This is a genomic window from Streptomyces sp. NPDC107500 (assembly GCF_055582785.1).
The window spans coordinates 74,001-97,841 of sequence record NZ_JBVJPF010000003.1; the positions used below are offsets into that span (position 1 = coordinate 74,001).

A 23,841-nucleotide genomic window follows, 5' to 3' on the forward strand; every position below is an offset into this window, starting at 1 on the left:
GCCCCATGGTCAACCTGACGCGCATCTACACCCGGACCGGCGACCAGGGCACCACCGCCCTCGGTGACATGAGCCGGGTCCCGAAGACCGACCTCAGGATCTCCGCCTACGCCGACGCCAACGAGGCGAACGCGGTGATCGGCACGGCCATCGCCCTGGGCGGTCTGCCGGAGGACGTCGTCAAGGTCCTCGTCCGGGTCCAGAACGACCTGTTCGACGTGGGCGCGGACCTGTCGACGCCGGTGGTGGAGAACCCGGAGTTCCCGCCGCTCAGGGTCGAGCAGTTCTACGTCGACAAGCTGGAGGCGGACTGCGACCGCTACCTGGCCGAGGTGGAGAAGCTCCGCTCCTTCATCCTGCCCGGCGGCACGGCCGGCGCGGCGCTGCTGCACCAGGCGTGCACGGTGGTGCGGCGGGCCGAGCGCTCGACCTGGGCGGCCCTGGAGGCCCACGGGGAGACCATGAACCCGCTCACCGCGACCTACCTCAACCGCCTCTCCGACCTCCTGTTCATCCTGGCCCGCACGGCGAACAAGGAGGTCGGGGACGTGCTGTGGGTGCCGGGGGGCGAGCGCTAGACGCTCCGCTCGGTGGGGCGGGGGGCCGTGTCGTCGTACGGCTGCGGGTCCGTCGTGGCTGGGCGCGCAGTTCCCCGCGCCCCTTCGGGGCGCTGTCCTGACGGGGCCTTTTTCGGCCAGATCGCGTAGGTGAGGGCGATCAGGCCGTGGATGCCTGCCGCGCGCCAGGCCGTGTACTGCCAGCTCTCCAGGGACGTGGTGCGGCTCGGGTCGTCGACGTACCACATGGCGATCTGGAGCAGCCCGGTCGCCACCGCGGCGGCGAGCAGCGTGCCGAGCCACACCCTGCCCTCGTGCCGGGCGCGGGCCATGCCGTAGCGCGGGGGCCCGGCCGGCCTGGGGGCGCCGCCGATCCGGTGGGCGGCGTGGCCGTCGAGCCACTTCACGGTGCGGTGGCCGTGGCCGACGGTGTAGCCGATGTACAGCGCCGCGAGGCCGTGCTTCCAGCTCGGGTCGGCGCCGTTCTTCAGGTCCAGCGCGGTGACCACCAGCAGCACGACCTCCAGCAGCGGCTCGCACAGCAGCAGCGCCATGCCCGTGCGCGGCATCCGCAGCAGATAGCGGACGGACAGCCCGGCCGCCAGCAGCACCCAGAAGCCGATCTCGCAGACGATGATCAGGGTGACGATCACGGTTCGCTCCTCTCGATCGCCCTTCCAGGCTCCCGTGCCGTCCGCCCCGGATCGTCGTCGCCGGTGACGAACCTCCGGTACATCGAAAGATGCAGTGCGGGACCCTTCGCCGGCATCAGGCGGGCGGGCTGCGGGCCGTGTTGGATGGGGACATGGCCGCACGACTCCCCCGCCCGCGCCGCTTCGACTGCTACGCCGCCGCGGCCGGACTGCTCGGCGGCCTGCTGCTGTGGGGCATCGGGCTGGGTGTGCGTCCGGCCGACGAGCCGGTCGTGCTGTTCGACGGCAAGTGGCCGCTGCTGGTCCCGCTCGTGGTCATGGCGGCCTGCGAACTGCTGCGCCGCTCCGCTCCCCGCACCGGTCTGCTGATCGGCACCGCCGCGCTGATCGGGGACACGCTCACCCAGGGCAGCCTGGTCACGGTGATCATGTACACCGACGTGATGTACGCCGCCGTGCTCTACGGCCCGCCCGCCTCGGCCCGCCGCATCCCCTGGATCACCGGGCTGCTCACGGTGGCCGGGACGGTCGTGCCGTTCGCCCTGTGGCGGCAGCCCGAGGCGCTGCTGATCGGGGTCGCCGTCGGGATCGTGTCCTTCGCGCCCGCCTCCACCGGACTGATCGTGCGCAACCACCGCGAGGCCGCCGACGCGGCCCTGCTGCGGGCCGAGCAGACGGCGCTGCTGGCCGAGATGGACCGGGTCCAGGCCGTGACCGCGGAACGCTCCCGGATGGCCCGCGAGCTGCACGACATGGTCGCCAACCACCTCTCCGCGATCGCCATCCACTCCACCGCCGCGCTCTCCCTGGACGACCCGGCCACCACCCGGCAGGCGCTCGGTGTGATCCGCGAGAACAGCGTGGAGGGGCTGGCCGAGATGCGCCGCCTGATCGGCATCCTGCGGGACGACGGCGGGGACACCGAACCGGCCGCCGCCCCCACCCTCGAGGGACTCGGCGCGCTCGTCGACGGCGCCCGCGCCAACGGCCTCGACGTCACGCTGGACGCGGCCCCCGGCGAGAACCTGCCCGCGCCGGTCGAGCTGGCCGCGTACCGGATCGTGCAGGAGTCCCTGACCAACGCCCTCAAACACGGCTCGCCGGGGACGGTCCTGGTCCGGCTCACCCGCGACGAAACGGCCCTGCGGGTGCGCGTGACCAGCCCCTACGGCGGCCGGGACACCCCCCGGGTGCCCGGTTCCGGCGCCGGTCTGGTCGGCATGCGGGAGCGTGCCGCGCTGCTGCGCGGCAGCTTCGAGGCCGGGGCGGTGGCGGACCCCGGCGCACCGGGCGGCAAGATCTGGGCGGTGTGCGCCGTGCTGCCCCTGACCGAAGGAGACCTGGCATGATCCGCGTCGTCGTCGCCGAGGACCAGTCCGCCGTGCGGGCGGGACTGGTGCTGATCCTCGGCAGCGCACCGGACATCGAGGTAGTCGGGGAGGCCGCGGACGGCGAGCGGGCGGTGGCGCTGGCCCGGGAGCTGCGCCCCGACCTGGTGCTGATGGACGTTCAGATGCCGCGCATGGACGGTGTGGCGGCGACCGCGATGGTGGTCGGCGAGGGGCTGGCCGACGTGCTGGTGCTGACCACCTTCGACCTGGACGAGTACGTCTTCGGGGCGCTGCGGGCGGGAGCCGCCGGGTTCCTGCTGAAGAACACGGAGGCCCGGGACCTGCTCACGGCCGTGCGCACGGTGGCGGGCGGCGAGGGCATCGTCGCCCCGGCCGTCACCCGGCGCCTGATCGCGGAGTTCGCCGCGAAGCCGGTGCGGGATCCGGCCGCCGACCCGGCGGGGCTGCGGGAGCTGACCCGGCGGGAGCGCGAGGTGCTGTCCTGCCTCGGCGAGGGCCTGTCCAACGCCGCGATCGCCGAGCGTCTCGACATGGCGGAGGCCACGGTGAAGACGCACGTCAGCCGCCTGCTGGGGAAGCTGTCACTGCGCAGCCGCGTGCAAGCAGCGGTGCTCGCACAGGAGTTGGGGATCTAGGAGGAAGCGCCCCCCACTGGTCCAGACCTATTGACCTAAGGTCCAGACCTTTCTATTCTCGCGGCACTGTGGACATGAGGCTCAGTCATGGCCACAACACAACCTCACATAAGGAGGCGCAGCATGCGCTTCAGACACAGAGTCGCGGCCCTCGTCGCGTGTCTGTCACTCCCGCTGGCCGGACTGGTCGGCCTGGCGAGTCCGGCCCAGGCCGCGACGAGTGCCACGGCCACGTTCAGCAAGACCTCGGACTGGGGCACGGGCTTCGGCGGCAACTGGACGGTGAAGAACACCGGCACCACGTCCATCAGCTCCTGGACCGTCGAGTGGGACTTCCCCTCCGGCACCAAGGTCACCTCCGCCTGGGACGCAACGGTCACCAACTCCGGCGACCACTGGACCGCCAAGAACGTCGGCTGGAACGGGACGCTCGCCCCCGGCGCCTCGGTCTCCTTCGGCTTCAACGGCAGCGGCCCCGGCTCCCCCTCCAACTGCAAGCTCAACGGCGGCAGCTGTGACGGCGGGTCCACCCCGGGCGACGCGGCCCCCTCCGCCCCCGGCACCCCCACCGCCTCGGACGTCACCGACACCTCGGTGAAGCTGTCCTGGTCGGCGGCGACCGACGACAAGGGCATCAAGAACTACGACGTCCTGCGCGACGGCACGAAGGTCGCCACCGTCACCGGCACCACCTACACCAACACCGGCCTCACCAAGGGCACCGACTACTCGTACACGGTCCAGGCCCGCGACACCGCCGACCAGACCGGACCGGCCAGCGGCGCCGTCCAGGTCCGCACCACCGGCGGCGGCGGGGGCGAGCCCGGCCCGAGCGGCAAGGTCAACCTCGGCTACTTCACCGAGTGGGGCATCTACGGCCGCAACTACCACGTCAAGAACCTGGTGACCTCCGGCTCCGCCTCGAAGATCACCCACATCAACTACGCGTTCGGCAACGTCAAGAACGGCCAGTGCACCGTCGACGACACCTTCGCCGCGTACGAGAAGGCCTACACCGCCGACCAGTCCGTCAGCGGCACCGCCGACACCTGGGACCAGCCGCTGCGCGGCAACTTCAACCAGCTGCGCCAGCTGAAGGCCAAGTACCCGCACATCAAGGTGCTGTACTCCTTCGGCGGCTGGACCTACTCCGGCGGCTTCGGCCAGGCCGCGCAGAACCCGGCGGCGTTCGCCAAGTCCTGCAAGGCCGTGGTGGAGGACCCGCGCTGGGCCGACGTCTTCGACGGCATCGACATCGACTGGGAGTACCCGAACGCCTGCGGCCTGACCTGCGACACCTCCGGTCCCGCGGCCTTCAAGAACCTCTCCCAGGCGCTGCGCAACGAGTTCGGCTCCAACTACCTGGTCACCGCGGCCATCACCGCGGACGGCTCCAGCGGCGGCAAGATCGACGCGGCCGACTACGGCGGCGCCTCCCAGTACCTCGACTGGTACAACGTGATGACGTACGACTACTTCGGCGCCTGGGCCAACACCGGCCCGACCGCCCCGCACTCCCCGCTGACCTCGTACTCCGGCATCCCGACCGCGGGCTTCAACTCCGCGGACGCGATCGCCAAGCTCAAGGCCAAGGGCGTGCCCTCCGCCAAGCTCCTGCTCGGCATCGGCTTCTACGGCCGCGGCTGGACCGGCGTCACCCAGTCGGCCCCCGGCGGCACGGCGACCGGCGCGGCACCCGGCACCTACGAGGCCGGCATCGAGGACTACAAGGTCCTGAAGAACGCCTGCCCCGTCACCGGCACGGTCGCCGGCACGGCGTACGCGCACTGCGGCAACCAGTGGTGGTCCTACGACACCCCGTCGACCATCGCGGGCAAGATGACCTGGGCCAAGAACCAGGGCCTGGGCGGCGCCTTCTTCTGGGAGTTCAGCGGTGACACCGCGAACGGCGAGCTGGTGAGCGCCATCAACAGCGGCCTGAAGTAACGAGCACCCTCAAGCAACATTGACGCGCTGACCGGGCGGGGCTGCCTCCAGCCACGCGAGGAATCCGGTCAGCGCGTCTTCGCTCATCGCCAGTTCGAGCCGTGTGCCCCGGTGCAGACAGGCCAGGACCACGGCGTCGGAGAGCAACGCCATCTCCTCCTCGCCGTCGGGCACCCGGCGGCCGGCCACCTCGATCGCGGAGCGTTCCAGGACGCGACGGGGGCGCGGGGAGTACGAGAAGACGCGGTACCACTCGACCCGGTCGCCGTTGTAGCGGGCGACGCCGTAGGACCAGCCCTTGCCGCCGGCGTCGTCGCCCTCCTTGGGCGCGTCCCAGCGCAGGGAGCAGTCGAAGGTGCCGCCCGACCGCTGGATCAGCCGGCGGCGCAGACCGAAGACGAAGAGCCCGATCACCACCAGGGCGACGACAATTCCGCACACAGTCAGAGCGAGGACCATCGACACCGACCTCCTCGTCTCCTAGGTAACGGAACGGAAAAAACACCCGGATCTGCCTCAGCCGCGGCCGGGTCCGGATTGCTCCGGTCCCAGCCGCGGCTGAGTCACGTCATAGCACAGCGCCGTCGATCAGCGCCCCGCCGCCGCGCGCAGTCGGACGTCCGCGCGACGCTCGGCGTGGGCGTCGCCCTCCGCCTTCGCGCGCTCGAGCTCCCGCTCCGCGCGCTGGACGTCGATCTCGTCCGACAGCTCGGCGATCTCGGCCAGCAGGGACAGCTTGTTGTCGGCGAACGAGATGAAACCGCCGTGCACCGCGGCGACGACCGTCCCACCGTCACTCGTACGAATGGTCACCGGGCCCGACTCCAGCACACCGAGCAGCGGCTGGTGACCGGGCATGACGCCGATGTCGCCGGACGTGGTGCGCGCGACGACCAGGGTGGCCTCGCCGGACCAGACCTCTCGGTCGGCCGCGACCAGCGCGACGTGCAGATCAGCAGCCAAGGTGGCTCCTCGGGTCACCACCCGGCGGGAGAGCCGGGTGTTGGTTACAAGTCTAAGGGGCGTGACGGAGGGGACGGGACGCACCCGCCCCCTCCGGTGTGAGCCGTGGGGCCCACCACGAGCGCGAGGCTCAGGAGACGCCGAGCTCCTTGGCGTTCTTCTTCAGGTCCTCGATGCCACCGCACATGAAGAACGCCTGCTCCGGGAAGTGGTCGTACTCGCCGTCGCAGATCGCGTTGAACGCGGTGATCGACTCGTCCAGCGGCACGTCCGAGCCGTCCACGCCGGTGAACTGCTTGGCGACGTGGGTGTTCTGGGACAGGAAGCGCTCCACGCGGCGGGCACGCTGGACGACCAGCTTGTCCTCCTCGCCGAGCTCGTCGATACCGAGGATCGCGATGATGTCCTGGAGGTCCTTGTACTTCTGCAGGATGTTCTTCACGCGCATCGCGGCCTGGTAGTGGTCCGCCGCGATGTACCGCGGGTCGAGGATGCGGGACGTCGAGTCCAGCGGGTCCACGGCCGGGTAGATGCCCTTCTCGGAGATCGGACGGGAGAGCACCGTCGTCGCGTCGAGGTGGGCGAAGGTGGTGGCCGGGGCCGGGTCGGTCAGGTCGTCCGCGGGGACGTAGATCGCCTGCATCGAGGTGATCGAGTGACCGCGGGTCGAGGTGATGCGCTCCTGGAGGAGACCCATCTCGTCGGCCAGGTTCGGCTGGTAGCCCACCGCGGAGGGCATGCGGCCGAGCAGGGTCGACACCTCGGAGCCCGCCTGGGTGAAGCGGAAGATGTTGTCGATGAAGAACAGCACGTCCTGCTTCTGGACGTCACGGAAGTACTCGGCCATGGTCAGGCCGGCCAGCGCGACGCGCAGACGGGTGCCCGGCGGCTCGTCCATCTGACCGAAGACCAGCGCGGTCTTGTCGATGACGCCGGACTCGCTCATCTCGTCGATGAGGTCGTTGCCCTCACGGGTGCGCTCACCGACACCGGCGAACACGGAGACACCGTCGTGGTTGTTGGCGACGCGGTAGATCATCTCCTGGATGAGCACCGTCTTGCCGACGCCGGCGCCGCCGAACAGACCGATCTTGCCGCCCTTGACGTACGGGGTCAGCAGGTCGATGACCTTGACGCCGGTCTCGAACATCTCGGTCTTCGACTCGAGCTCGTCGAAGTTGGGCGCCTTGCGGTGGATCGGCCAGCGCTCACCCGTGTACTGCTCGTCGACGTTCAGCACCTCACCGAGGGTGTTGAACACCTTGCCCTTGGTGAAGTCGCCGACGGGCACGGAGATGGCCGAACCCGTGTCGGTCACCGCGGCCTGGCGGACCAGACCGTCGGTGGGCTGCATCGAGATCGTGCGGACCAGGCCGTCACCCAGGTGCTGGGCGACTTCCAGGGTCAGGGTCTTGAGCTGACCCTCCTGGGCCGGGTCGGCGACCTCGACGTGCAGCGCGTTGTAGATGTCCGGCATCGCGTCGACGGGGAACTCCACGTCGACGACCGGGCCGATGACGCGCGCGACGCGGCCGGAGGCCACGCCCGACGCAGCGGTCGGCTCAACAGTGGTGGTCATTAGTTGTCACTCCCCGCGGTCGCGTCGGCCAGGGCGCTGGCGCCACCGACGATCTCGCTGATTTCCTGGGTGATTTCGGCCTGGCGGGCCGCGTTGGCAAGACGGGAGAGCGTGTTGATCAGCTCACCCGCGTTGTCGGTGGCCGACTTCATCGCGCGCCGCGTGGCGGCGTGCTTGGAAGCGGCCGACTGGAGCAGCGCGTTGTAGATCCGGCTCTCCACGTAGCGGGGCAGCAGGGCGTCGAGGACGTCCTCCGCCGACGGCTCGAAGTCGTACAGCGGAAGGATCTCGTCCTTCGCCTTCGACTCCTGCGCGACCTCTTCGAGGCTCAGCGGCAGCAGCCGGGAGTCGGCCGCCGTCTGCGTCATCATCGAGACGAACTCGGTGTAGACGATGTGGAGTTCGTCCACGCCGCCCTCCGCCGTCTCCTTCTCGATGGCCTCGATCAGCGGCGCCGCGACCTTCTTGGCGTCCGCGTACGAGGGCTCGTCGGTGAAGCCCGAGAACGACTCCGCGACCTTGCGCTCACGGAAGTTGTAGTGGGCCAGACCGCGGCGGCCGACGATGTACGTGTCGACCTCCCGGCCCTCGCGCTCGAGGCGCTCGGTGAGCCGCTCCGCCGCCTTGATGGCGTTGGAGTTGAAGGCGCCGGCCAGACCGCGGTCGCTCGTGAGGAGCAGGACCGCGGCACGGGTCGGGTTCTCCGCCTCCGTGGTGAGCGGGTGCTTCGTGTTCGACCCGGTACCGACCGCCGTGACCGCGCGGGTGAGTTCCTGCGCGTACGGCGTGGAGGCCGCCACCTTGCGCTGCGCCTTGACGACGCGCGAGGCGGCGATCATCTCCATCGCCTTGGTGATCTTCTTGGTCGCGGTGACGGATCGGATGCGACGCTTGTAGACCCGGAGCTGGGCTCCCATGAGTCAGGTCCCTTCCTTACGTCACTTGGCGGCGGACGGGGCGTCCTCGCCGAGCAGCCTGCCGTCCGAGGTCTCGAACTGCTTCTTGAACGACGCGATCGCCTCGGCGACGGCCTGAAGGGTGTCGTCGGACATCTTGCCGCCCTCCTTGATGGAGGTCATGAGGCCCTGCTCCTGGCGGTGCAGGTACTCGAGCAGCTCCTTCTCGAAGCGGCTGATGTCGTTGACGGGCACCTCGTCCATCTTGCCGGTGGTGCCGGCCCAGACGGAGACGACCTGGTCCTCGGTGGCCATCGGCTGGTACTGGTCCTGCTTCAGCAGCTCGACCATGCGCTGACCGCGCTCCAGCTGCGACTTCGACGCGGCGTCCAGGTCGGAACCGAAGGCGGCGAACGCCTCCAGCTCGCGGAACTGGGCGAGGTCCACGCGGAGCCGGCCGGAGACCTGCTTCATGGCCTTGTGCTGGGCGGAGCCACCGACGCGGGAGACCGAGATACCGACGTTCAGGGCCGGACGCTGACCGGCGTTGAACAGGTCGGACTCCAGGAAGCACTGGCCGTCGGTGATGGAGATGACGTTGGTCGGGATGAACGCCGAGACGTCGTTGGCCTTGGTCTCGACGATCGGCAGACCGGTCATCGAACCGGCGCCCATGTCGTCGGAGAGCTTGGCGCAGCGCTCCAGCAGACGGGAGTGCAGGTAGAAGACGTCACCCGGGTAGGCCTCGCGGCCCGGCGGGCGGCGCAGCAGCAGCGACACGGCGCGGTAGGCGTCCGCCTGCTTCGACAGGTCGTCGAAGATGATCAGGACGTGCTTGCCCTCGTACATCCACTGCTGGCCGATGGCCGAGCCGGTGTACGGCGCCAGGTACTTGAAGCCGGCCGGGTCGGAAGCCGGGGCGGCCACGATGGTCGTGTACTCCAGCGCGCCGTTCTCCTCCAGCGCGCGGCGGACCGACGCGATGGTGGAGCCCTTCTGGCCGATGGCGACGTAGATGCAGCGGACCTGCTTGTTCGGGTCGCCGGTGCGCCAGTTGTCGCGCTGGTTGATGATCGTGTCGACGGCCAGGGCGGTCTTGCCGGTCTGGCGGTCGCCGATGATCAGCTGGCGCTGACCGCGGCCGATCGGGGTCATGGCGTCGACGGCCTTGTAGCCCGTCTCCATCGGCTCGTGCACCGACTTGCGCTGCATGACCGTGGGGGCCTGCAGTTCGAGGGCGCGGCGGCCCTCGGTCTCGATCTCGCCGAGGCCGTCGATCGGGTTGCCGAGGGGGTCGACCACGCGGCCGAGGTAGCCCTCGCCCACGGCGACCGACAGGACCTCGCCCGTGCGGCTGACCGGCTGGCCCTCCTCGATACCGCTGAACTCACCGAGGACGATGGCACCGATCTCGCGCTCCTCGAGGTTGAGGGCGAGGCCGAGGGTGCCGTCCTCGAACTTCAGCAGTTCGTTGGCCATGGCCGAGGGCAGGCCCTCGACCTTCGCGATGCCGTCGCCGGCAAGGGTGACCGTACCGACCTCCTCGCGCGAGGCCGCGTCCGGCTTGTACGACTGGACGAAGTTCTCCAGTGCGTCCCGGATCTCCTCCGGCCGGATCGTGAGCTCCGCCATCTGAGTTCCCTGCTCTCCTTGTTGGGCCCGAAGTTTCACTTGGGGGGTATTCCACGAGTCGGGGACTCCCCCCAGTAAGAGGTGAATCCTCTGCACGGCCCAACCAGGGCCGTCGTAAGTACGTACTGCTTGCTGTGCTGTTGTCTCGCGGGGAGTCAGCTCGCCATGCGGCGGCCGGCCTCCTCCAGACGGTCCGCGATGGAACCGTTGATGACCTCGTCACCGACCTGCACCCGGATGCCTCCGACGACCTCGGGGTCCACGTCGAGATTGAGGTGCATCGGGCGGCCGTAGACCTTCGCGAGGGCGGCGCCGAGGCGCTGCTTCTGCGTGTCGCTCAGCGGCACCGCGGAGGTGACCACGGCGACCATCCGGTCCCGCCGGTCGGCGGCGAGCTTGGACAGGGACTCGAGTCCCGTCTCCAGGCTACGTCCCCGCGGCGCGGTCACGAGACGCGTGACCAGACGCCCGGTGCTCGCGTCCGCACGGCTGCCGAGCAGGCTGCGCAGCAGCTCGCTCTTGGCCGAGGTGGAGGCGGAGCGGTTGGTCAGCGCGGCGCGCAGCTCGGTGTTCGAGGAGACGATCCGGCCGAACCGGAACAGCTCGTCCTCGACGTTGTCGAGCCGGCCCGCCTTCTGGGCCGCGGTGAGGTCGGCGGTGTTCGCCAGCTCCTCCAGCGCGTCCACCAGGTCGCGGGACTGCGACCAGCGGGAGCGCACCATACCGGCCACCAGGTCGACGGCGGGGCCGCTGACCTGGGTGCCGAGGAGGCGCTGGGCAAGGTCGGCCTTGGCCTCGCCGGCCTGCGCCGGGTCGGTCAGGACCCGACGCAGCGACACCTCGCGGTGGAGCAGCGCGGTGACGGCGGCCAGCTCGTCGGCGAGCGAGCCGGCGTCCACGGACGTGGAGTCCGTCAGCGCGTCGAGACGCTCGCGTGCGGCAGCCAGGGCCTCGCGGCTCGCTCCGTTCATCGGGTTGCCTCTGCCTTCGTCGCCTTGTCGTCCAGCTCGTCCAGGAAGCGGTCGATGACGCGGCTCTGGCGGGCGTGGTCCTCGAGGGACTCGCCAACGAGCTTGCCGGCCAGGTCGGTGGCCAGCTTGCCGACGTCCTGGCGCAGCGCGGACGCGGCGGCCTTGCGGTCGGCCTGGATCTGGGCGTGACCGGCGGCGATGATCTCCTCACGCTGCCGCTGGCCTTCCGCGCGCATCTCGGCGATGAGCGTGGCGCCCTGCTCCTGCGCCTCCTGGCGCAGGCGCGCGGCCTCGTGACGGGCCTCGGCGAGCTGGGCCTTGTACTGCTCAAGGACGCTCTGGGCCTCGGTCTGCGCGGCCTCGGCCTTCTCGATACCGCCCTCGATGGCCTCGCGACGCTCTTCCAGAACCTTGTTGATGTTCGGGAGCAGCTTCTTGGCGAGGAAGCCGAAGACGATGACGAAAGCGATGAGGCCGATGACGACTTCCGGCCACGGCGGGATGAGGGGGTTCTCCTTCTCACCCTCAGCCGCCAGAAGTACCAGGGCGGAGTTCACATCAGTGCCTTTCGTCGAAAGGGTCGGTCGTCAGCTCGTCTTAGTAGACGAAGGGCATGACGAGACCGATGAGGGCGAGCGCCTCACAGAACGCGAAGCCCAGGATCTGGTTGGCGCGGATCAGACCGGCCGCCTCGGGCTGGCGGGCGAGGGCCTGGGTGCCGTTACCGAAGATGATGCCAACGCCGACGCCCGGGCCGATGGCCGCAAGACCGTAACCGACGGAACCGAGGTCACCGGTGACAGCAGCAAGGTTGGACATGCTTGTTCTTCCTTCTCTTTACGGACCGGTGGGGGTTGGCCACCGGACGACTGGGATTGCGAGGAGCGGGGCTGCTCAGTGGTGCTCGGCGAGCGCACCCTGGATGAAGGTGCACGTCAGCAGGACGAACACGTAGGCCTGAACCGCCTGAATGAAGAGTTCGAAGGCGGTCATGATGATGACCATCACGAACGAGACACCGGCGTAGGCGATACCAATGCCGTTGAGCATGTACCAGCTGGCGATCGTGAACAGCAGGAGCAGCGTGTGTCCCGCGAACATGTTCGCGAAGAGCCGGACGGCGTGCGTGAACGGGCGGACGATCAGGTTCGAGAAGAACTCGATCGTCATGGCCAGCGGGAGCACCGGGCCGAGCGACTTGTCGTAGCCCGTCACGTTCTTGAAGAAGCCGACGAAGCCGTGACGCTTGAAGGTGAGCGAGACCCACAGGACGTAGACGATCAAGGCCATACCGGCGGGGTAGGCGATGATCGACGTCACCGGGAACTGGGCGACCGGGATGATCGACCAAAGGTTCATCATCCAGATGAAGAAGAAGAGCGAGACGACCAGCGGTACGTACTTCTCGCCTTCCTTCTTGCCGATCGTCTCGTAGACGACGCCGCGGCGGATGAAGTCGTAGCCGGCCTCGGCGACCATCTGGAGCTTGCCCGGGACGACCTTCGGCTTGTTGAAGGCGGCCCAGAAGAAGCCCACGATGATGATCGAGCCGAGGAGGGCCAGCAGCATCGGCTTGTTGAAGTACATGCCGTTGCCGTCTGCGTTGCCCCAGAGCGGCTCGAAGAGGAACGAGTGCAGGCCGGGAGCCGGGAAGCCACACCCGTCGAACAGGTGGCAGTCGGTCTCGAAGGCGAGCACCTGCGTCGGGTCAGCACTCACCGCGGGCTCCTTCATCGTGGCGCATGGGTACGGCAACCTCGTTGTGTCGGCGCGGCGCGGGGCCGCAGTTCGGCACGGGACTGGTGTTACGGATGTGGGGGCGGCTGTGGGGCATCTCGCCTCGCGAATGAGCAGGCGTCAGCTCGGATGCCCGCGCCCGCGATGCCGCAGTTGGCACCGGACGATAGCAGGACTTCACATGCCTCTTTATCCCGGCCCTACCCCTCACGACGAGTGGCCCGTCTTCTCGGGCTTGTCGCTCGAGGAATCGGGCTCGACGTAGAGGATCTTGGCCTTCATGTGGGCCCGCGTCTGGGCGGCGATCCACGTGAGTGTGACCACGACCAGGGTGATCGCGAAGGACCGGGGGTTGAACAGCGTGGTGTTCTTGAACGCGGCGAGGAAGACGAACAGCAGCAGGATCTGCGCCGCGTAGAGCATCAGGCCCATCGCCTGGAAAAGGTGCGGAAGTGACTTCGCCGTGCGCTGCAGGACGTAGAGACCGATCCCCATGAAGAGCATCGCCACCAAGGTCGCGACGACGGCTCCGACCGCGCCCTTGCCGCCGGCGGCCACGGCGCTGACGACGGCGGCTACTGCGCCGACGGCAGCCGTGGGCACGGCAGCCTGAAGCAAGGTCCGGACGTCATTGGACGGCATGGCGGCAACTCCGCTTTTCACAGGGGGCAGGGTGTCGTCATGGACGAGCGTAGTCCCGGGCCGAACGGAGTCCTCACGCCCAAGAGACCGTCGCATCACGGTCCTTAGGCTCTACCCGGGGGTTCTCGTGAACCGTATCACAAACTATTTGATGAGGTCTTTACCTGTGGGTGTGCTTGCTGTCACACATGAGAGTGACAGCGCGCGTATGTGCAATCACTGCACCCACTTGTCTGGTAATGGGGCGATTCGCTCCACCACGACTTGGCAATGCTCTAGTCAGATTCTTACCTTGTGCGCGAACGGGGTCCGATGGCGGTGGCCCCGTTGACGCCCGAGACACCCGCGGCGACCGGCACCCGCTCCTCGGCGGCCTCGTCCGCGACCACCGCCTCCTCCGCGGCCTCCGTCTCCGTCCCGGCCCTGCGGCGCCGGTAGCGGGGCGGCACGAACCGCTCGGCCCAGCGCGGGGCGCGCGGCGTGAAGCGCGGCAGCAGGAGCAGGACCAGTCCGATCGCGCTGAGGAAGACCACACCCAGCACGATCCACATGGACGCGGCGTTCACGGAGTAGGCGAGCGCCCCGAAGGCGATCAGCGCCGAGAAGAAGTACATGATCAGCACCGCGCGGCTGTGCGAGTGGCCGATCTCCAGCAGCCGGTGGTGCAGGTGCCCGCGGTCCGCCGCGAACGGCGACTGGCCGCGCCAGGTGCGCCGGACGATCGCCAGGATCAGGTCGGCGGCCGGGATGGCGATGATGGTCAGCGGCATCAGCAGCGGGATGTAGACCGGCACCATCTGGTGCACGGCGTTGCGCTCGGAGCCGGAGAAGAGCTTCATCACGTCGGGGTCCACCTGGCCCGTGACGGAGATCGCGCCGGCCGCCAGCACCAGCCCGATCAGCATCGAGCCGGAGTCGCCCATGAAGATCCGGGCGGGATGCATGTTGTGCGGCAGGAAGCCCAGGCACATGCCCATCAGGATCGCGGCGAAGAGCGAGGCCGGCGCGGCGGCCTCGATGCCGTACGAGTACCAGATCCGGTAGGCGTACATGAAGAACGCCGCCGCCGCGATGCACACCATGCCCGCCGCGAGGCCGTCGAGGCCGTCCACGAAGTTCACCGCGTTGATGGTGATGACCACCAGCGCCACCGTGAGCAGGGTGCCCTGCCACTGGGTGAGCGCCACCGTGCCGATGCCGGGCAGCGGGATCCACAGGATGGTCAGACCCTGCACCACCATCACGCCGGCGGCGATCATCTGCCCGCCCAGCTTGATCAGGGCGTCGATCTCGAACTTGTCGTCCAGGACGCCGATCAGCCAGATCAGCGCGGCGCCGGAGAGCAGGGCGCGCGGTTCGTTGGACTTCTCGAAGACCTCACTGAGGTTGGTGAGGTGGTCGGCGACCAGCAGGCCCGCGCACAGCCCGAAGAACATGGCGATCCCGCCGAGCCGCGGAGTGGGCTCCCGGTGCACGTCACGTGCCCGGATCTCCGGCATCGCTCCGGCCACGATCGCGAACTTCCGTACCGGCCCTGTCAGCAGATACGTCACCGCGGCCGTGATGCAGAGCGTCAGCAGGTATTCACGCACGGGCTTCCCCACAGGTCTCGCTGGCCATCCTCAGCCCCACACCCTAGCGATGCACGCATACGGTTGAGGACTTCCGGGTATCGACGATGGTTGCACGAGTGGCTGTGCACGTGCGTACGTCCACCCCACCTCAGTCCGGATAGGGCGGGAATTCCGTGACCAGGGCGCGCACGTCGTCCCGGGCGGCGGACGGGTCGGTGGCGCCGCGGAGCACCGCCGCGAGCAGCGTCGCGACCGCCCGCATCTCCCGCTCCCCCATGCCCTGTGTGGTGACGGCCGCGGTGCCCAGGCGCAGTCCGCGGAGGTCCGCGTGCGGCAGCGCGCAGCAGTCCAGGACGATCCCGGCCGCCGCCAGCAGGCCCCGCGCGGTCCTGCCGTCGACGCCGAGCGGGGCCGGGTCGACGGTGAGCAGGTGGGTGTCGGTTCCGCCGGTGGTGACGACCAGGCCCTCGGCGGCCAGGTGGGCGGCGAGGACCCGGGCGTTGGCGACCACCTGATGGGCGTACGCCGCGAAGGCCGGGGTCGCCGCCTCCCCGAAGGCGACCGCCTTGGCGGCGATGGTGTGCATCTGCGCGCCGCCCTGTGTGAAGGGGAACACGGCCCGGTCCACCCGCTCCGCCAGCTCGCTCCCGCACAGCACCATGCCGCCGCGCGGCCCGCGCAGCACCTTGTGTGTGGTGGCGCACACGATGTCGGCGTACGGCACCGGACTGGGCGCCGCTCCCCCGGCGACCAGCCCCATCGGGTGGGCGGCGTCCGCGATGAGGTAGGCGCCCACCTCGTCGGCCACCTCGCGGAAGAAGGCGTGGTCGAGGTGGCGGGGGTAGGCGATCGAACCGCACACGATCGCCTTGGGCCGGCGCGACCGGGCCAGGGTGCGCACCTGCTCGTGGTCGACGAGGCCGGTCTCCGCGTCCACCCCGTAGCCGACGAAGTCGAACCAGCGGCCGGAGAAGTTGGCGGGCGAACCGTGGGTGAGGTGGCCGCCGTACGGCAGGCCGAGGGCGAGGACGGTGTCGCCGGGGCGCAGCAGGGCGGCGTAGGCGGCCAGCACGGCGGAGGAGCCGGAGTGGGGCTGCACGTTGGCGTGCTCGGCGCCGAACAGCTCCCGGGCCCGCTCCACGGCGAGCCGCTCCGCGACGTCCACGATCTCGCAGCCGCCGTGGTGGCGGGCGCCCGGGTAGCCCTCGGCGTACTTGTTGGCCAGCGGGGAGCCGAGCGCGGCCAGCACCGCGGGCGACACGAAGTTCTCGGCGGCGATCAGCTGGAGGGTCGTCGACTGCCGGCGGCGCTCGGCGACCAGGATCTCGGCCAGTTCGGGGTCCTGGCGGCCCAGTCCCGCGAGCGCGCCGTATTCGGCCAGGGGGACGTCGTGGGTGACCGACATGGTGTGCTCCGGGCGTGCGTCGACGGTGACGTACGACCAATGTAGGCCCGGGGGCGGGATGCCGCCCGGCGTCGCGGGCCGTACGCCCTACGCCCGTGCCGCGACCCCCGTCAGCGCCGTCACCACGGGGTCCAGCGCCTGGTGTATCTCGTCGCCCACCGAGCGGAAGAAGGTCAGCGGCGCGCCGTAGGGGTCGTACACCTCGTCCGCCTCCACGGTGGGCGCCAGGAGCCACCCGCGCAGGGCCGCCGCCGCGCGGACCAGGGCGCGTGCGCGGGTGACCACACCCTCGTCCAGGGACGGCAGCGTCGCCGGGTCGATGGCGTTGACCAGGCGGGTGAACTCCTTGAGGGTGAAGGTGCGCAGTCCGGCCGAGTGGCCCATGGAGATGACCTGCGCCCGGTGGTCCCGCGTGGCGGTGAGCACCAGGTCGGCGCGGATCACGTGCTCGTCGAGCAGCTCACGCCCGGTGAACCCGGCCGCGTCCGCGCCGAAGTCCGCGAGGACCGTCTCCGCGTTCGCCTCCATCGGCGCGCCCTCGTGGCCCCAGGTGCCCGCGCTCTCCACGATGAGGCCGCCGCCCAGCACGCCGAGCCGCTCCGTCACGAAATGCCGGGTCAGCCGCTCGGTGATGGGCGAGCGGCAGACGTTGCCGGTGCTGACGTGGAGGATGCGGAAGCTGTCGCGCGGAAGCCCGACGAACGTCGTCGTGATCTCCGCGGCACGTTCGCCGTTGCCTATGCCACGCCCCGTCCCAGGGGCCGTCAATTCGCCACCTCGAGGTCGGGTACCACCTTGCGCAGCTCCTCGGCGGAGAGCGCGCCCGCGCGCAGCAGCACGGGCACCTCGCGGGTGACGTCGACGATGGACGACGGGACGTTGCCGGGGGTGGGGCCGCCGTCGAGGTAGACGGAGACGGAGTCGCCGAGCATCTGCTGGGCGGCGTCGCAGTCCTCGGGCGCCGGGTGCCCGGTGAGGTTGGCGGAGGAGACGGCCATGGGGCCGAACTCGGTGAGCAGCTCGATGGCGACGGGGTGCAGCGGCATGCGCACGGCGACCGTGCCGCGGGTGTCGCCGAGGTCCCACTGGAGGGACGGCTGGTGCTTGGCGACCAGCGTCAGCGCGCCCGGCCAGAAGGCGTCGACCAGCTCCCAGGCCAGCTCGGAGAAGTCGGTGACCAGGCCGTGCAGGGTGTTCGGGGAGCCGATGAGGACGGGCGTGGGCATGTTGCGGCCGCGGCCCTTGGCGTCCAGCAGGTCGGCGACGGCCTCCCCGGAGAACGCGTCGGCGCCGATGCCGTACACCGTGTCGGTCGGGAGCACCACGAGCTCGCCACGGCGGACGGCGGACGCGGCCTCGCGCAGACCGGTCACTCGGTCGGTCGCGTCGTTGGTGTCGTATCGCCGTGCCATTTAGCGGGCCTCCTCGTACACGTACTGCGGGATGGAAGTCGGGGCGGTGCTCACGGCAGTGCCTTGCGGGCGGTCGCGAACCGCGGGCGGTTGTTGAGGTCGGGGTGGTCGGCCGCGTCGGCCCAGCCCCGCTCCTCGGTGAAGATCCACGGCACCTGGCCGCCCTGGGTGTCGGCGTGCTCGACGACGACCACACCGCCGGGGCGCAGCAGGCGGTGCGCGGTGCGTTCCAGGCCGCGGATCAGGTCGAGGCCGTCCTCGCCGGAGAACAGGGCCATCTGCGGATCGTGGTCGCGGGCCTCGGGTGCGACGTACTCCCACTCGGTGAGCGGGATGTACGGCGGGTTGGAGACGACCAGGTCGACCTGTCCGTCGAGGTCCGGGAAGGCCGTCAGGGCGTCTCCCTGGCGCAGCTCGACCCTGGACCCCTCCATGTTCTTGCGGGTCCACCTGAGCGCGTCCTCGGACAGCTCCACGGCGTACACGCGCGAGCGGGGCACCTCCTGGGCGAGCGCGAGCGCGATGGCGCCGGAGCCGGTGCACAGGTCCACGATGCAGGGTTCGACCACGTCCATGGCGCGCACCGCGTCTATGGCCCAGCCGACGACGGACTCGGTCTCGGGGCGGGGCACGAAGACGCCGGGGCCCACCTGGAGCTCCAGGTAGCGGAAGTAGGCGCGGCCGGTGATGTGCTGGAGCGGCTCGCGCGCCTCACGGCGGGCGACGACCTCCCAGTAGCGGGCGTCGAACTCCGCGTCCGGCACGGTGTGCAGCTCGCCCCGCTTGACGCCGTGCAGGTACGCGGCGAGTTCCTCCGCGTCGGTGCGCGGTGAGGGCACGCCGGCGTCGGCCAGCCGCTGGGTGGCCTGGGCCACCTCCATGAGCAGCAGGTTCACGCTGGTCCTCCGGGGCTGAGCTGTTGTCCGGTGCGGGTGGTGCGGCGGTGCTTACGCCGCGGCGAGCTTGGCGGCCGAGTCGGCGTCGACGCAGGCCTGGATCACCGAGTCGAGGTCGCCGTCCAGGACCTGGTCCAGGTTGTACGCCTTGAAGCCGACGCGGTGGTCCGAGATGCGGTTCTCCGGGAAGTTGTACGTACGGATCTTCTCGGAGCGGTCGACGGTGCGGACCTGGCTGCGCCGGGCGTCCGCCGCCTCCTTCTCCGCCTCCTCCTGCGCGGCCGCGAGCAGCCTGGAGCGCAGGATACGCATCGCCTGCTCCTTGTTCTGGAGCTGGCTCTTCTCGTTCTGGCAGGAGGCGACGACCCCGGTCGGGATGTGCGTGATCCGCACGGCGGAGTCGGTGGTGTTGACCGACTGACCGCCGGGTCCGGAGGAGCGGTAGACGTCGATGCGCAGATCGTTGGGGTTGATCTCGACGTCGATCTCCTCGGCCTCGGGCGTGACCAGCACGCCGGCCGCGGAGGTGTGGATCCGGCCCTGGGACTCGGTGGCCGGCACCCGCTGCACGCGGTGCACGCCGCCCTCGTACTTCAGCCGCGCCCAGACGCCCTGGCCCGGCTCGGTGGCGCCCTGGCCGCCCTTGGTCTTCACGGCGACCTGGACGTCCTTGTAGCCGCCCAGCTCGGACTCGGTGGAGTCGATGATCTCGGTCTTCCAGCCGACCCGCTCGGCGTAGCGCAGGTACATGCGCAGCAGGTCACCGGCGAACAGGGCGGACTCGTCGCCGCCCGCGCCGGCCTTGATCTCCAGGATGACGTCCTTGTCGTCGCTGGGGTCGCGCGGGACGAGCAGGAGGCGGAGCTTCTCGGTGAGCTCCCCGCGCTGCTTGTCCAGCTCCTTGACCTCGGCGGCGAAGTCGGGGTCGTCGGCGGCCAGCTCGCGCGCGGTCTCGATGTCGTCGCCCGTCTGCTTCCAGGAGCGGAACGTGGCGACGATCGGGGTCAGCTCGGCGTAACGCTTGTTCAGCTTGCGGGCGTTGGCCTGGTCGGAGTGGACCGACGGGTCGGCGAGCTTCGTCTCCAGGTCGGCGTGCTCGGCGACGAGTTCCTCGACGGCCTCGAACATCTTGGGCTCCTGCACTGCGGGGGAAGGGGAAGGCGGGCGACCAAAAACGCCGGTCCCGGCGCTTCCCCGGGCGGGGGATGCGGCCGTGGACCGGCGGTTGGGGGCTCGCTACTTCTTGGAGCCGGCGGAAGCCTTGCCGAAGCGGGCCTCGAAGCGGGCCACGCGGCCACCGGTGTCGAGGATCTTCTGCTTGCCCGTGTAGAACGGGTGGCACTCGGAGCAGACCTCGGCGCGGACGGTGCCGGACTCGATGGTGCTGCGGGTGGTGAACGACGCGCCGCAGGTGCAGCTGACCTGCGTCTCGACGTACTCGGGGTGGATGTCGCGCTTCAAGGTGTCTCCTAGGTTCGGGAGGGCGCCGGGTCGCCGCCGCGGGATGCGGGAGCGTGAACCGGGGCCGACGTACCAGTCTGCCAGGACTGGGGTCACTCCCCAAAACCGGGGGCGGCCGTCATCTATTCCGAGGCGGTCAGGAGGCGTTCACGACGCCCTTGGCCCCACCGGCGGCGGTGCCCTCGGTGGCGCTCGCGGGGATCGGCCGGTCGTTCTTCAGGGCCGTCCACACCTGCTGGGCCTTGGCCTTCTCCATCAGGACCCGGTTGGCGTCCGCGGGGTCGTAGACCACCGGCATGGTGACCATGTTCATGCCCTCCGGGCTGATGCCCTTGAGGCCGCTCGCGAAGGACATCAGGGAGTTCACCGAGCCCAGCTCGGAGTCGGTGGTCACGGTCTTGGTGGCGGTGTCGGCGAGGTCGTACAGCTTCTTCGGGTTGCCGAGCACGCCGACGTTCTTGACCTGGTCGACCAGGGCCTTGACGAAGGCCTGCTGGAGCTGGATGCGGCCGAGGTCGGAGCCGTCGCCGACGCCGTGCCGGGTGCGGACCAGGCCGAGCGCCTGCTCGCCGTCGAGGGTGTGGGTCCCGGCGGTGAGGTTCAGGTGGCTGTCGGGGTCCTTGATGCTCTCGGTGGTGGTGACCTCGACACCGCCGAGGTCGTCGATGAGGTTCTGGAAGCCGCTGAAGTCGACCTCCAGGTAGTGGTCCATGCGCAGGCCGCTGATCGACTCGACGGTCTTCACGGCGCAGGCGGCGCCACCGGTGGAGTAGGCGGAATTGAACATCACGTCCTTGGCGGCGGGCTGCTCGTCGCCGTTGGCGCCGCCGCACGCGGGGCGGTCGATGAGGGTGTCCCGCGGGATGGAGACCACGCTGGCCTTCTTGTGGCCCTTGTGGACGTGCACGATCATCGCCGTGTCCGAGCGGGCGGTGCCGTCGTCGGTGCCGCCGCCGAGCTTGTCGTTGCCGCCGGCGCGGGTGTCCGAGCCGAGCACCAGGATGTTCTCGGAGCCGTTGTCGGCCTTGTCGGGCCGGTCGGCGCCGAGTGCCTGGTCGATGTCGACGCTCGTGAGGTTGCCGTTCAGCTTGAAGTACAGGACTCCGGCGCCGGTGCCGCCCAGCACCACGATGCCCGCGGCACTCCAGGCGGCGACGAGCAGGGCCTTGCGCCGCTTGGCCTTGGGCTTGCGGCGGCGGCCCTTGCCCCGGCGGCCGGGTCCGGTGCCACTGGACTCTCCGGGGCCGGGTATCGCGGGGTCCGGCGTGCTCTCGGCTGACATGGGCTCCTCAGTGTTCGTCCGGTCGGTCTACCCCCTGCGCTCAGGGTCGGGGTCGGTCGGGATCCGGCGGTTTCCACCGGTACCTCACCATCGTCCCCCCATAGCTGAGACGGGGGAACTCGGGACAGGGTTGCACAACGGTCTGTGGTGATCTGGTGGGCAAATGGTCACGCAACGTGTTCACATCGAGCGAGAGCGCGTCGCTGACCTGGGAATCCGGGGACGCCCGCCCGGGTACCCCGCAACGGCCCCGGGCTCCCGTCCTGTGGTGAAGGTCGCAGCGCGAAGGGGCCGCCTCCGTACGGAGACGGCCCCTGAAGGGCGCGGAAGGCCGCGTGGTCAGCCGAGGAGGTTGAACGCTCCCCAGCCGCCGCCGACCTTGACGCGGGCCTTGAAGGTCGCCGAGCCGGTGGAGCCGGTGCCCTTGTACAGCCACAGCACCCCGGAGGTGTCCCGGGCCAGCAGGTCGGGCCTGCCGTCGCCGGTGACGTCACCGGCGGTGGCGAGGGCGTTGTACGCCGACCAGCCGCCGCCGACCCGGACGCGGGCGCCGAGGGCCGTCGCGGCCTTGCCGGTGCCGGGGTACATCCACAGGACGCCGGAACCGTCCCGCGCGAGCAGGTCGGACCTGCCGTCGCGGTTGTAGTCGCCCTTGCCGGTGATGGTGTACGAGGTCCAGCCGCCGCCGATGCGGGCGCGGGTGCCGAAGAGGCCGTTGCCCTTGCCGGGGTACAGCCACAGGACTCCGGCCTTGTCCTTCGCGACGAGGTCGGGCAGGGCGTCGCCGGAGAGGTCGCCGGGGACGCGGATGTCCGCCATCGCGTTCCAGCCGCCGCCGACCCGGACCGACTCGTAGCGGTCGTCGCCGTTGAACGCGAAGTCGTACAGCACACCGTCCGGGGTCCGGTACAGGTAGTCCTGGTAGAAATCGCGGTTCAGGTCGGCCTGGCGCACCAGGCTCAGCCCGCTCCAGTCGCCGAGCGAGACCCGGTCGGCCAGGTAGGGCGCCCGGTCGCCGCGCGAGTAGTACTCGTAGGCCTCGCCGCCCGGGGTGCGGACGAAGAGGTCGGCGAGTCCGTCGAAGTCGAGGTCGCTGTCGTCGACGCGGGCGTTGATCTCACCGACGTAGGAGCGGGTCTTGGCGTAGACGCCGTAGGCGCCGGAGGCGACACAGTCCTTGACGCCCCAGGACACGACGCCGGCGATCCGGCCGTTGACCACGAGCGGGCCGCCGGAGTCGCCGTTGCACGGGGAGACCGTGCCGGCGTTCTGGCCGCTGGCCGGGTTCCCGGCGCAGGCCATCTGGCCGGGCACGAAGTCGGCGCCCCAGTACGCGTCGCAGGTGGCGTCCGTGCGCATCGGCACGGTCGCCTTCTTCAGCGTCGGCGAGATGTCCTGGCTGGCGGAGTCGGTGCGCCCCCAGCCGTAGACGGTCGCCGGGGTGCCGTTCGCGTACGAGGCGTTGTCGCCGCTCGACGTGGGCTGGAGCGTCTTGTACGGCAGCGCCTCGTTCAGCGTGAGGACCGCGAGGTCACCGCCCGAGGTGGTGCTCGGCCGGTAGGTCGGGTTGACCCACTGGCGGTATACGCCGGCCACCCGGCCGCCGTGCAGGTCGTTGCCGTCCGGCAGCTGGGCCGTGCCGCCGAGGACGGCTCCGTTCGCCGTCCAGTCGAGGCCGTAGACGCAGTGCGCCGCGGTGAGGACCTTCGCGGGGGCCACCAGGGTGCCGCCGCAGAAGTAGCCCTCGTCGTCGGCGGTGCTGGAGGTGCCCTTGTCGTCGTAGTAGTGCAGCTGCACCATCCACGGCGCCTCGCTGATCGTGGCGTCCTTACCGCCGATGATCTTCGGGTCGACGCGGCCGGACGGGGCCTGGGCCTCCGGGGTGGTCCCGGGCGCGGCGGCGGTGTAGTCCTCGAGGGCGGCCCCGGAGCCCTGGATCCGCCGGACCAGCTCGGCGTCCGAGGCGGCGGGCCGCTCGGTCAGGGTGGGCTGCGGGGGTACCGGCGTGGCGCCGGAGGCCTGCGCGGGAACGGTCGAGAGGACCGCGCCCGACAGGGCGAGTGCGGCGGCGGCCGCGGGAAGAGCCAGGCGGCGTCTTCGAGGGGTTGAGGTCACTCAGGTCTCCTGTCGCTGTGTACGCAGGCAGGAGAGAAGATCCCGGCGGGCGCGGGCCCGTGAAGGCAGCACAGATCGCCCTGTGGGCGTATCCGAAAATACGTTCCCCCCCACTGCGGTGCGCTGATCCTA

General features: G+C 70.1%; 24 protein-coding genes. 4 read left to right on the forward strand and 20 right to left on the reverse strand.

Annotation, left to right across the window (positions count from 1 at the left end; translation table 11 throughout):
- The first annotated feature begins 5 nt into the window (after positions 1-5).
- The gene (locus ACZ67M_RS11910) at positions 6-578 is read left to right on the forward strand and encodes a cob(I)yrinic acid a,c-diamide adenosyltransferase (protein ID WP_226484933.1); all 573 of its coding nucleotides are present in this window, start codon (positions 6-8) and stop codon (positions 576-578) included.
- Here the strand turns inward: ACZ67M_RS11910 and ACZ67M_RS11915 are convergent.
- Positions 575-1,210: a hypothetical protein gene (locus ACZ67M_RS11915; protein ID WP_361351571.1), complete on the reverse strand. Its 636-nt coding sequence runs from the start codon at positions 1,208-1,210 to the stop codon at positions 575-577. The two genes, ACZ67M_RS11910 and ACZ67M_RS11915, sit on opposite strands and share 4 nt — an antisense overlap.
- A 152-nt stretch (positions 1,211-1,362) precedes the next feature.
- Here ACZ67M_RS11915 and ACZ67M_RS11920 point away from each other — a divergent pair, with 152 nt between their 5' ends.
- From ACZ67M_RS11920 to ACZ67M_RS11930, 3 genes are all read left to right on the forward strand, one after another.
- Entirely contained in the window at positions 1,363-2,559 is a 1,197-nt protein-coding gene (locus ACZ67M_RS11920; RefSeq protein WP_469850764.1) for a sensor histidine kinase, read from the forward strand.
- Positions 2,556-3,197: a response regulator gene (locus ACZ67M_RS11925; RefSeq protein WP_392234829.1), complete on the forward strand. Its 642-nt coding sequence runs from the start codon at positions 2,556-2,558 to the stop codon at positions 3,195-3,197. The genes ACZ67M_RS11920 and ACZ67M_RS11925 overlap by 4 nt, the downstream gene beginning before the upstream one ends.
- Before the next feature lie 123 nt (positions 3,198-3,320).
- Positions 3,321-5,144 (forward strand): glycoside hydrolase family 18 chitinase, encoded by a 1,824-nt coding sequence (locus ACZ67M_RS11930; protein WP_361646898.1) that lies wholly within the window; start codon positions 3,321-3,323, stop codon positions 5,142-5,144.
- A gap of 9 nt (positions 5,145-5,153) precedes the next feature.
- Here the strand turns inward: ACZ67M_RS11930 and ACZ67M_RS11935 are convergent, their stop codons facing one another.
- The 19 genes from ACZ67M_RS11935 to ACZ67M_RS12025 all read right to left on the reverse strand — a co-directional run bounded on the left by ACZ67M_RS11935 (position 5,154) and on the right by ACZ67M_RS12025 (position 23,709).
- Entirely contained in the window at positions 5,154-5,603 is a 450-nt protein-coding gene (locus ACZ67M_RS11935) for a DUF2550 domain-containing protein (RefSeq protein WP_392010717.1), read from the reverse strand.
- Between the two features lie 129 nt (positions 5,604-5,732).
- On the reverse strand, positions 5,733-6,107 hold the full coding sequence (locus tag ACZ67M_RS11940; RefSeq protein WP_064729863.1) for a F0F1 ATP synthase subunit epsilon: 375 nt from the start codon (positions 6,105-6,107) through the stop codon (positions 5,733-5,735).
- 130 nt (positions 6,108-6,237) lie between these two features.
- On the reverse strand, positions 6,238-7,686 hold the full coding sequence (gene atpD / locus ACZ67M_RS11945) for a F0F1 ATP synthase subunit beta (protein ID WP_122616252.1): 1,449 nt from the start codon (positions 7,684-7,686) through the stop codon (positions 6,238-6,240).
- A complete protein-coding gene (locus tag ACZ67M_RS11950) occupies positions 7,686-8,603 on the reverse strand; it encodes a F0F1 ATP synthase subunit gamma (RefSeq protein ID WP_064729861.1) in 918 nt (305 codons plus the stop codon). Before ACZ67M_RS11950 ends, atpD begins: the two co-directional genes overlap by 1 nt.
- A 21-nt stretch (positions 8,604-8,624) precedes the next feature.
- Positions 8,625-10,214 carry a F0F1 ATP synthase subunit alpha gene (gene atpA, locus ACZ67M_RS11955; RefSeq protein WP_064729860.1) on the reverse strand — a complete coding sequence of 530 codons (1,590 nt, stop codon included), beginning with the start codon at positions 10,212-10,214 and terminating at the stop codon, positions 8,625-8,627.
- Between the two features lie 155 nt (positions 10,215-10,369).
- Entirely contained in the window at positions 10,370-11,185 is an 816-nt protein-coding gene (locus ACZ67M_RS11960; protein ID WP_122616250.1) for a F0F1 ATP synthase subunit delta, read from the reverse strand.
- Positions 11,182-11,742, reverse strand: a complete 561-nt coding sequence (locus ACZ67M_RS11965; RefSeq protein ID WP_185832462.1) for a F0F1 ATP synthase subunit B — start codon at positions 11,740-11,742, stop codon at positions 11,182-11,184. The genes ACZ67M_RS11960 and ACZ67M_RS11965 overlap by 4 nt, the downstream gene beginning before the upstream one ends.
- A gap of 40 nt (positions 11,743-11,782) precedes the next feature.
- A complete protein-coding gene (gene atpE / locus ACZ67M_RS11970; protein ID WP_004925497.1) occupies positions 11,783-12,004 on the reverse strand; it encodes an ATP synthase F0 subunit C in 222 nt (73 codons plus the stop codon).
- 75 nt (positions 12,005-12,079) lie between these two features.
- Positions 12,080-12,919 (reverse strand): F0F1 ATP synthase subunit A, encoded by an 840-nt coding sequence (atpB, locus tag ACZ67M_RS11975; protein WP_393723248.1) that lies wholly within the window; start codon positions 12,917-12,919, stop codon positions 12,080-12,082.
- 210 nt (positions 12,920-13,129) lie between these two features.
- Entirely contained in the window at positions 13,130-13,564 is a 435-nt protein-coding gene (locus ACZ67M_RS11980) for a hypothetical protein (RefSeq protein ID WP_064729857.1), read from the reverse strand.
- 287 nt (positions 13,565-13,851) lie between these two features.
- Positions 13,852-15,156, reverse strand: coding sequence for an MraY family glycosyltransferase (locus tag ACZ67M_RS11985; protein WP_469850767.1), 1,305 nt, complete (start codon positions 15,154-15,156; stop codon positions 13,852-13,854).
- A gap of 130 nt (positions 15,157-15,286) precedes the next feature.
- Positions 15,287-16,543: a serine hydroxymethyltransferase gene (locus tag ACZ67M_RS11990; protein ID WP_469850768.1), complete on the reverse strand. Its 1,257-nt coding sequence runs from the start codon at positions 16,541-16,543 to the stop codon at positions 15,287-15,289.
- A gap of 87 nt (positions 16,544-16,630) precedes the next feature.
- Positions 16,631-17,311 (reverse strand): arsenate reductase/protein-tyrosine-phosphatase family protein, encoded by a 681-nt coding sequence (locus ACZ67M_RS11995; protein WP_122616248.1) that lies wholly within the window; start codon positions 17,309-17,311, stop codon positions 16,631-16,633.
- Positions 17,308-17,955, reverse strand: coding sequence for an L-threonylcarbamoyladenylate synthase (locus ACZ67M_RS12000; protein WP_122616247.1), 648 nt, complete (start codon positions 17,953-17,955; stop codon positions 17,308-17,310). The genes ACZ67M_RS11995 and ACZ67M_RS12000 overlap by 4 nt, the downstream gene beginning before the upstream one ends.
- 50 nt (positions 17,956-18,005) lie before the next feature.
- Positions 18,006-18,851 carry a peptide chain release factor N(5)-glutamine methyltransferase gene (prmC, locus tag ACZ67M_RS12005; protein WP_122616246.1) on the reverse strand — a complete coding sequence of 282 codons (846 nt, stop codon included), beginning with the start codon at positions 18,849-18,851 and terminating at the stop codon, positions 18,006-18,008.
- 51 nt (positions 18,852-18,902) lie between these two features.
- Complete coding sequence (gene prfA, locus ACZ67M_RS12010; RefSeq protein ID WP_361351594.1) at positions 18,903-19,979, reverse strand: peptide chain release factor 1; 1,077 nt, start codon at positions 19,977-19,979, stop codon at positions 18,903-18,905.
- A gap of 108 nt (positions 19,980-20,087) precedes the next feature.
- A complete protein-coding gene (gene rpmE, locus ACZ67M_RS12015; RefSeq protein ID WP_064729851.1) occupies positions 20,088-20,312 on the reverse strand; it encodes a 50S ribosomal protein L31 in 225 nt (74 codons plus the stop codon).
- A gap of 136 nt (positions 20,313-20,448) precedes the next feature.
- Complete coding sequence (locus ACZ67M_RS12020) at positions 20,449-21,594, reverse strand: LCP family protein (RefSeq protein ID WP_385798183.1); 1,146 nt, start codon at positions 21,592-21,594, stop codon at positions 20,449-20,451.
- Between the two features lie 339 nt (positions 21,595-21,933).
- Positions 21,934-23,709 carry a trypsin-like serine protease gene (locus tag ACZ67M_RS12025; RefSeq protein WP_469850770.1) on the reverse strand — a complete coding sequence of 592 codons (1,776 nt, stop codon included), beginning with the start codon at positions 23,707-23,709 and terminating at the stop codon, positions 21,934-21,936.
- Positions 23,710-23,841: the final 132 nt, after the last annotated feature.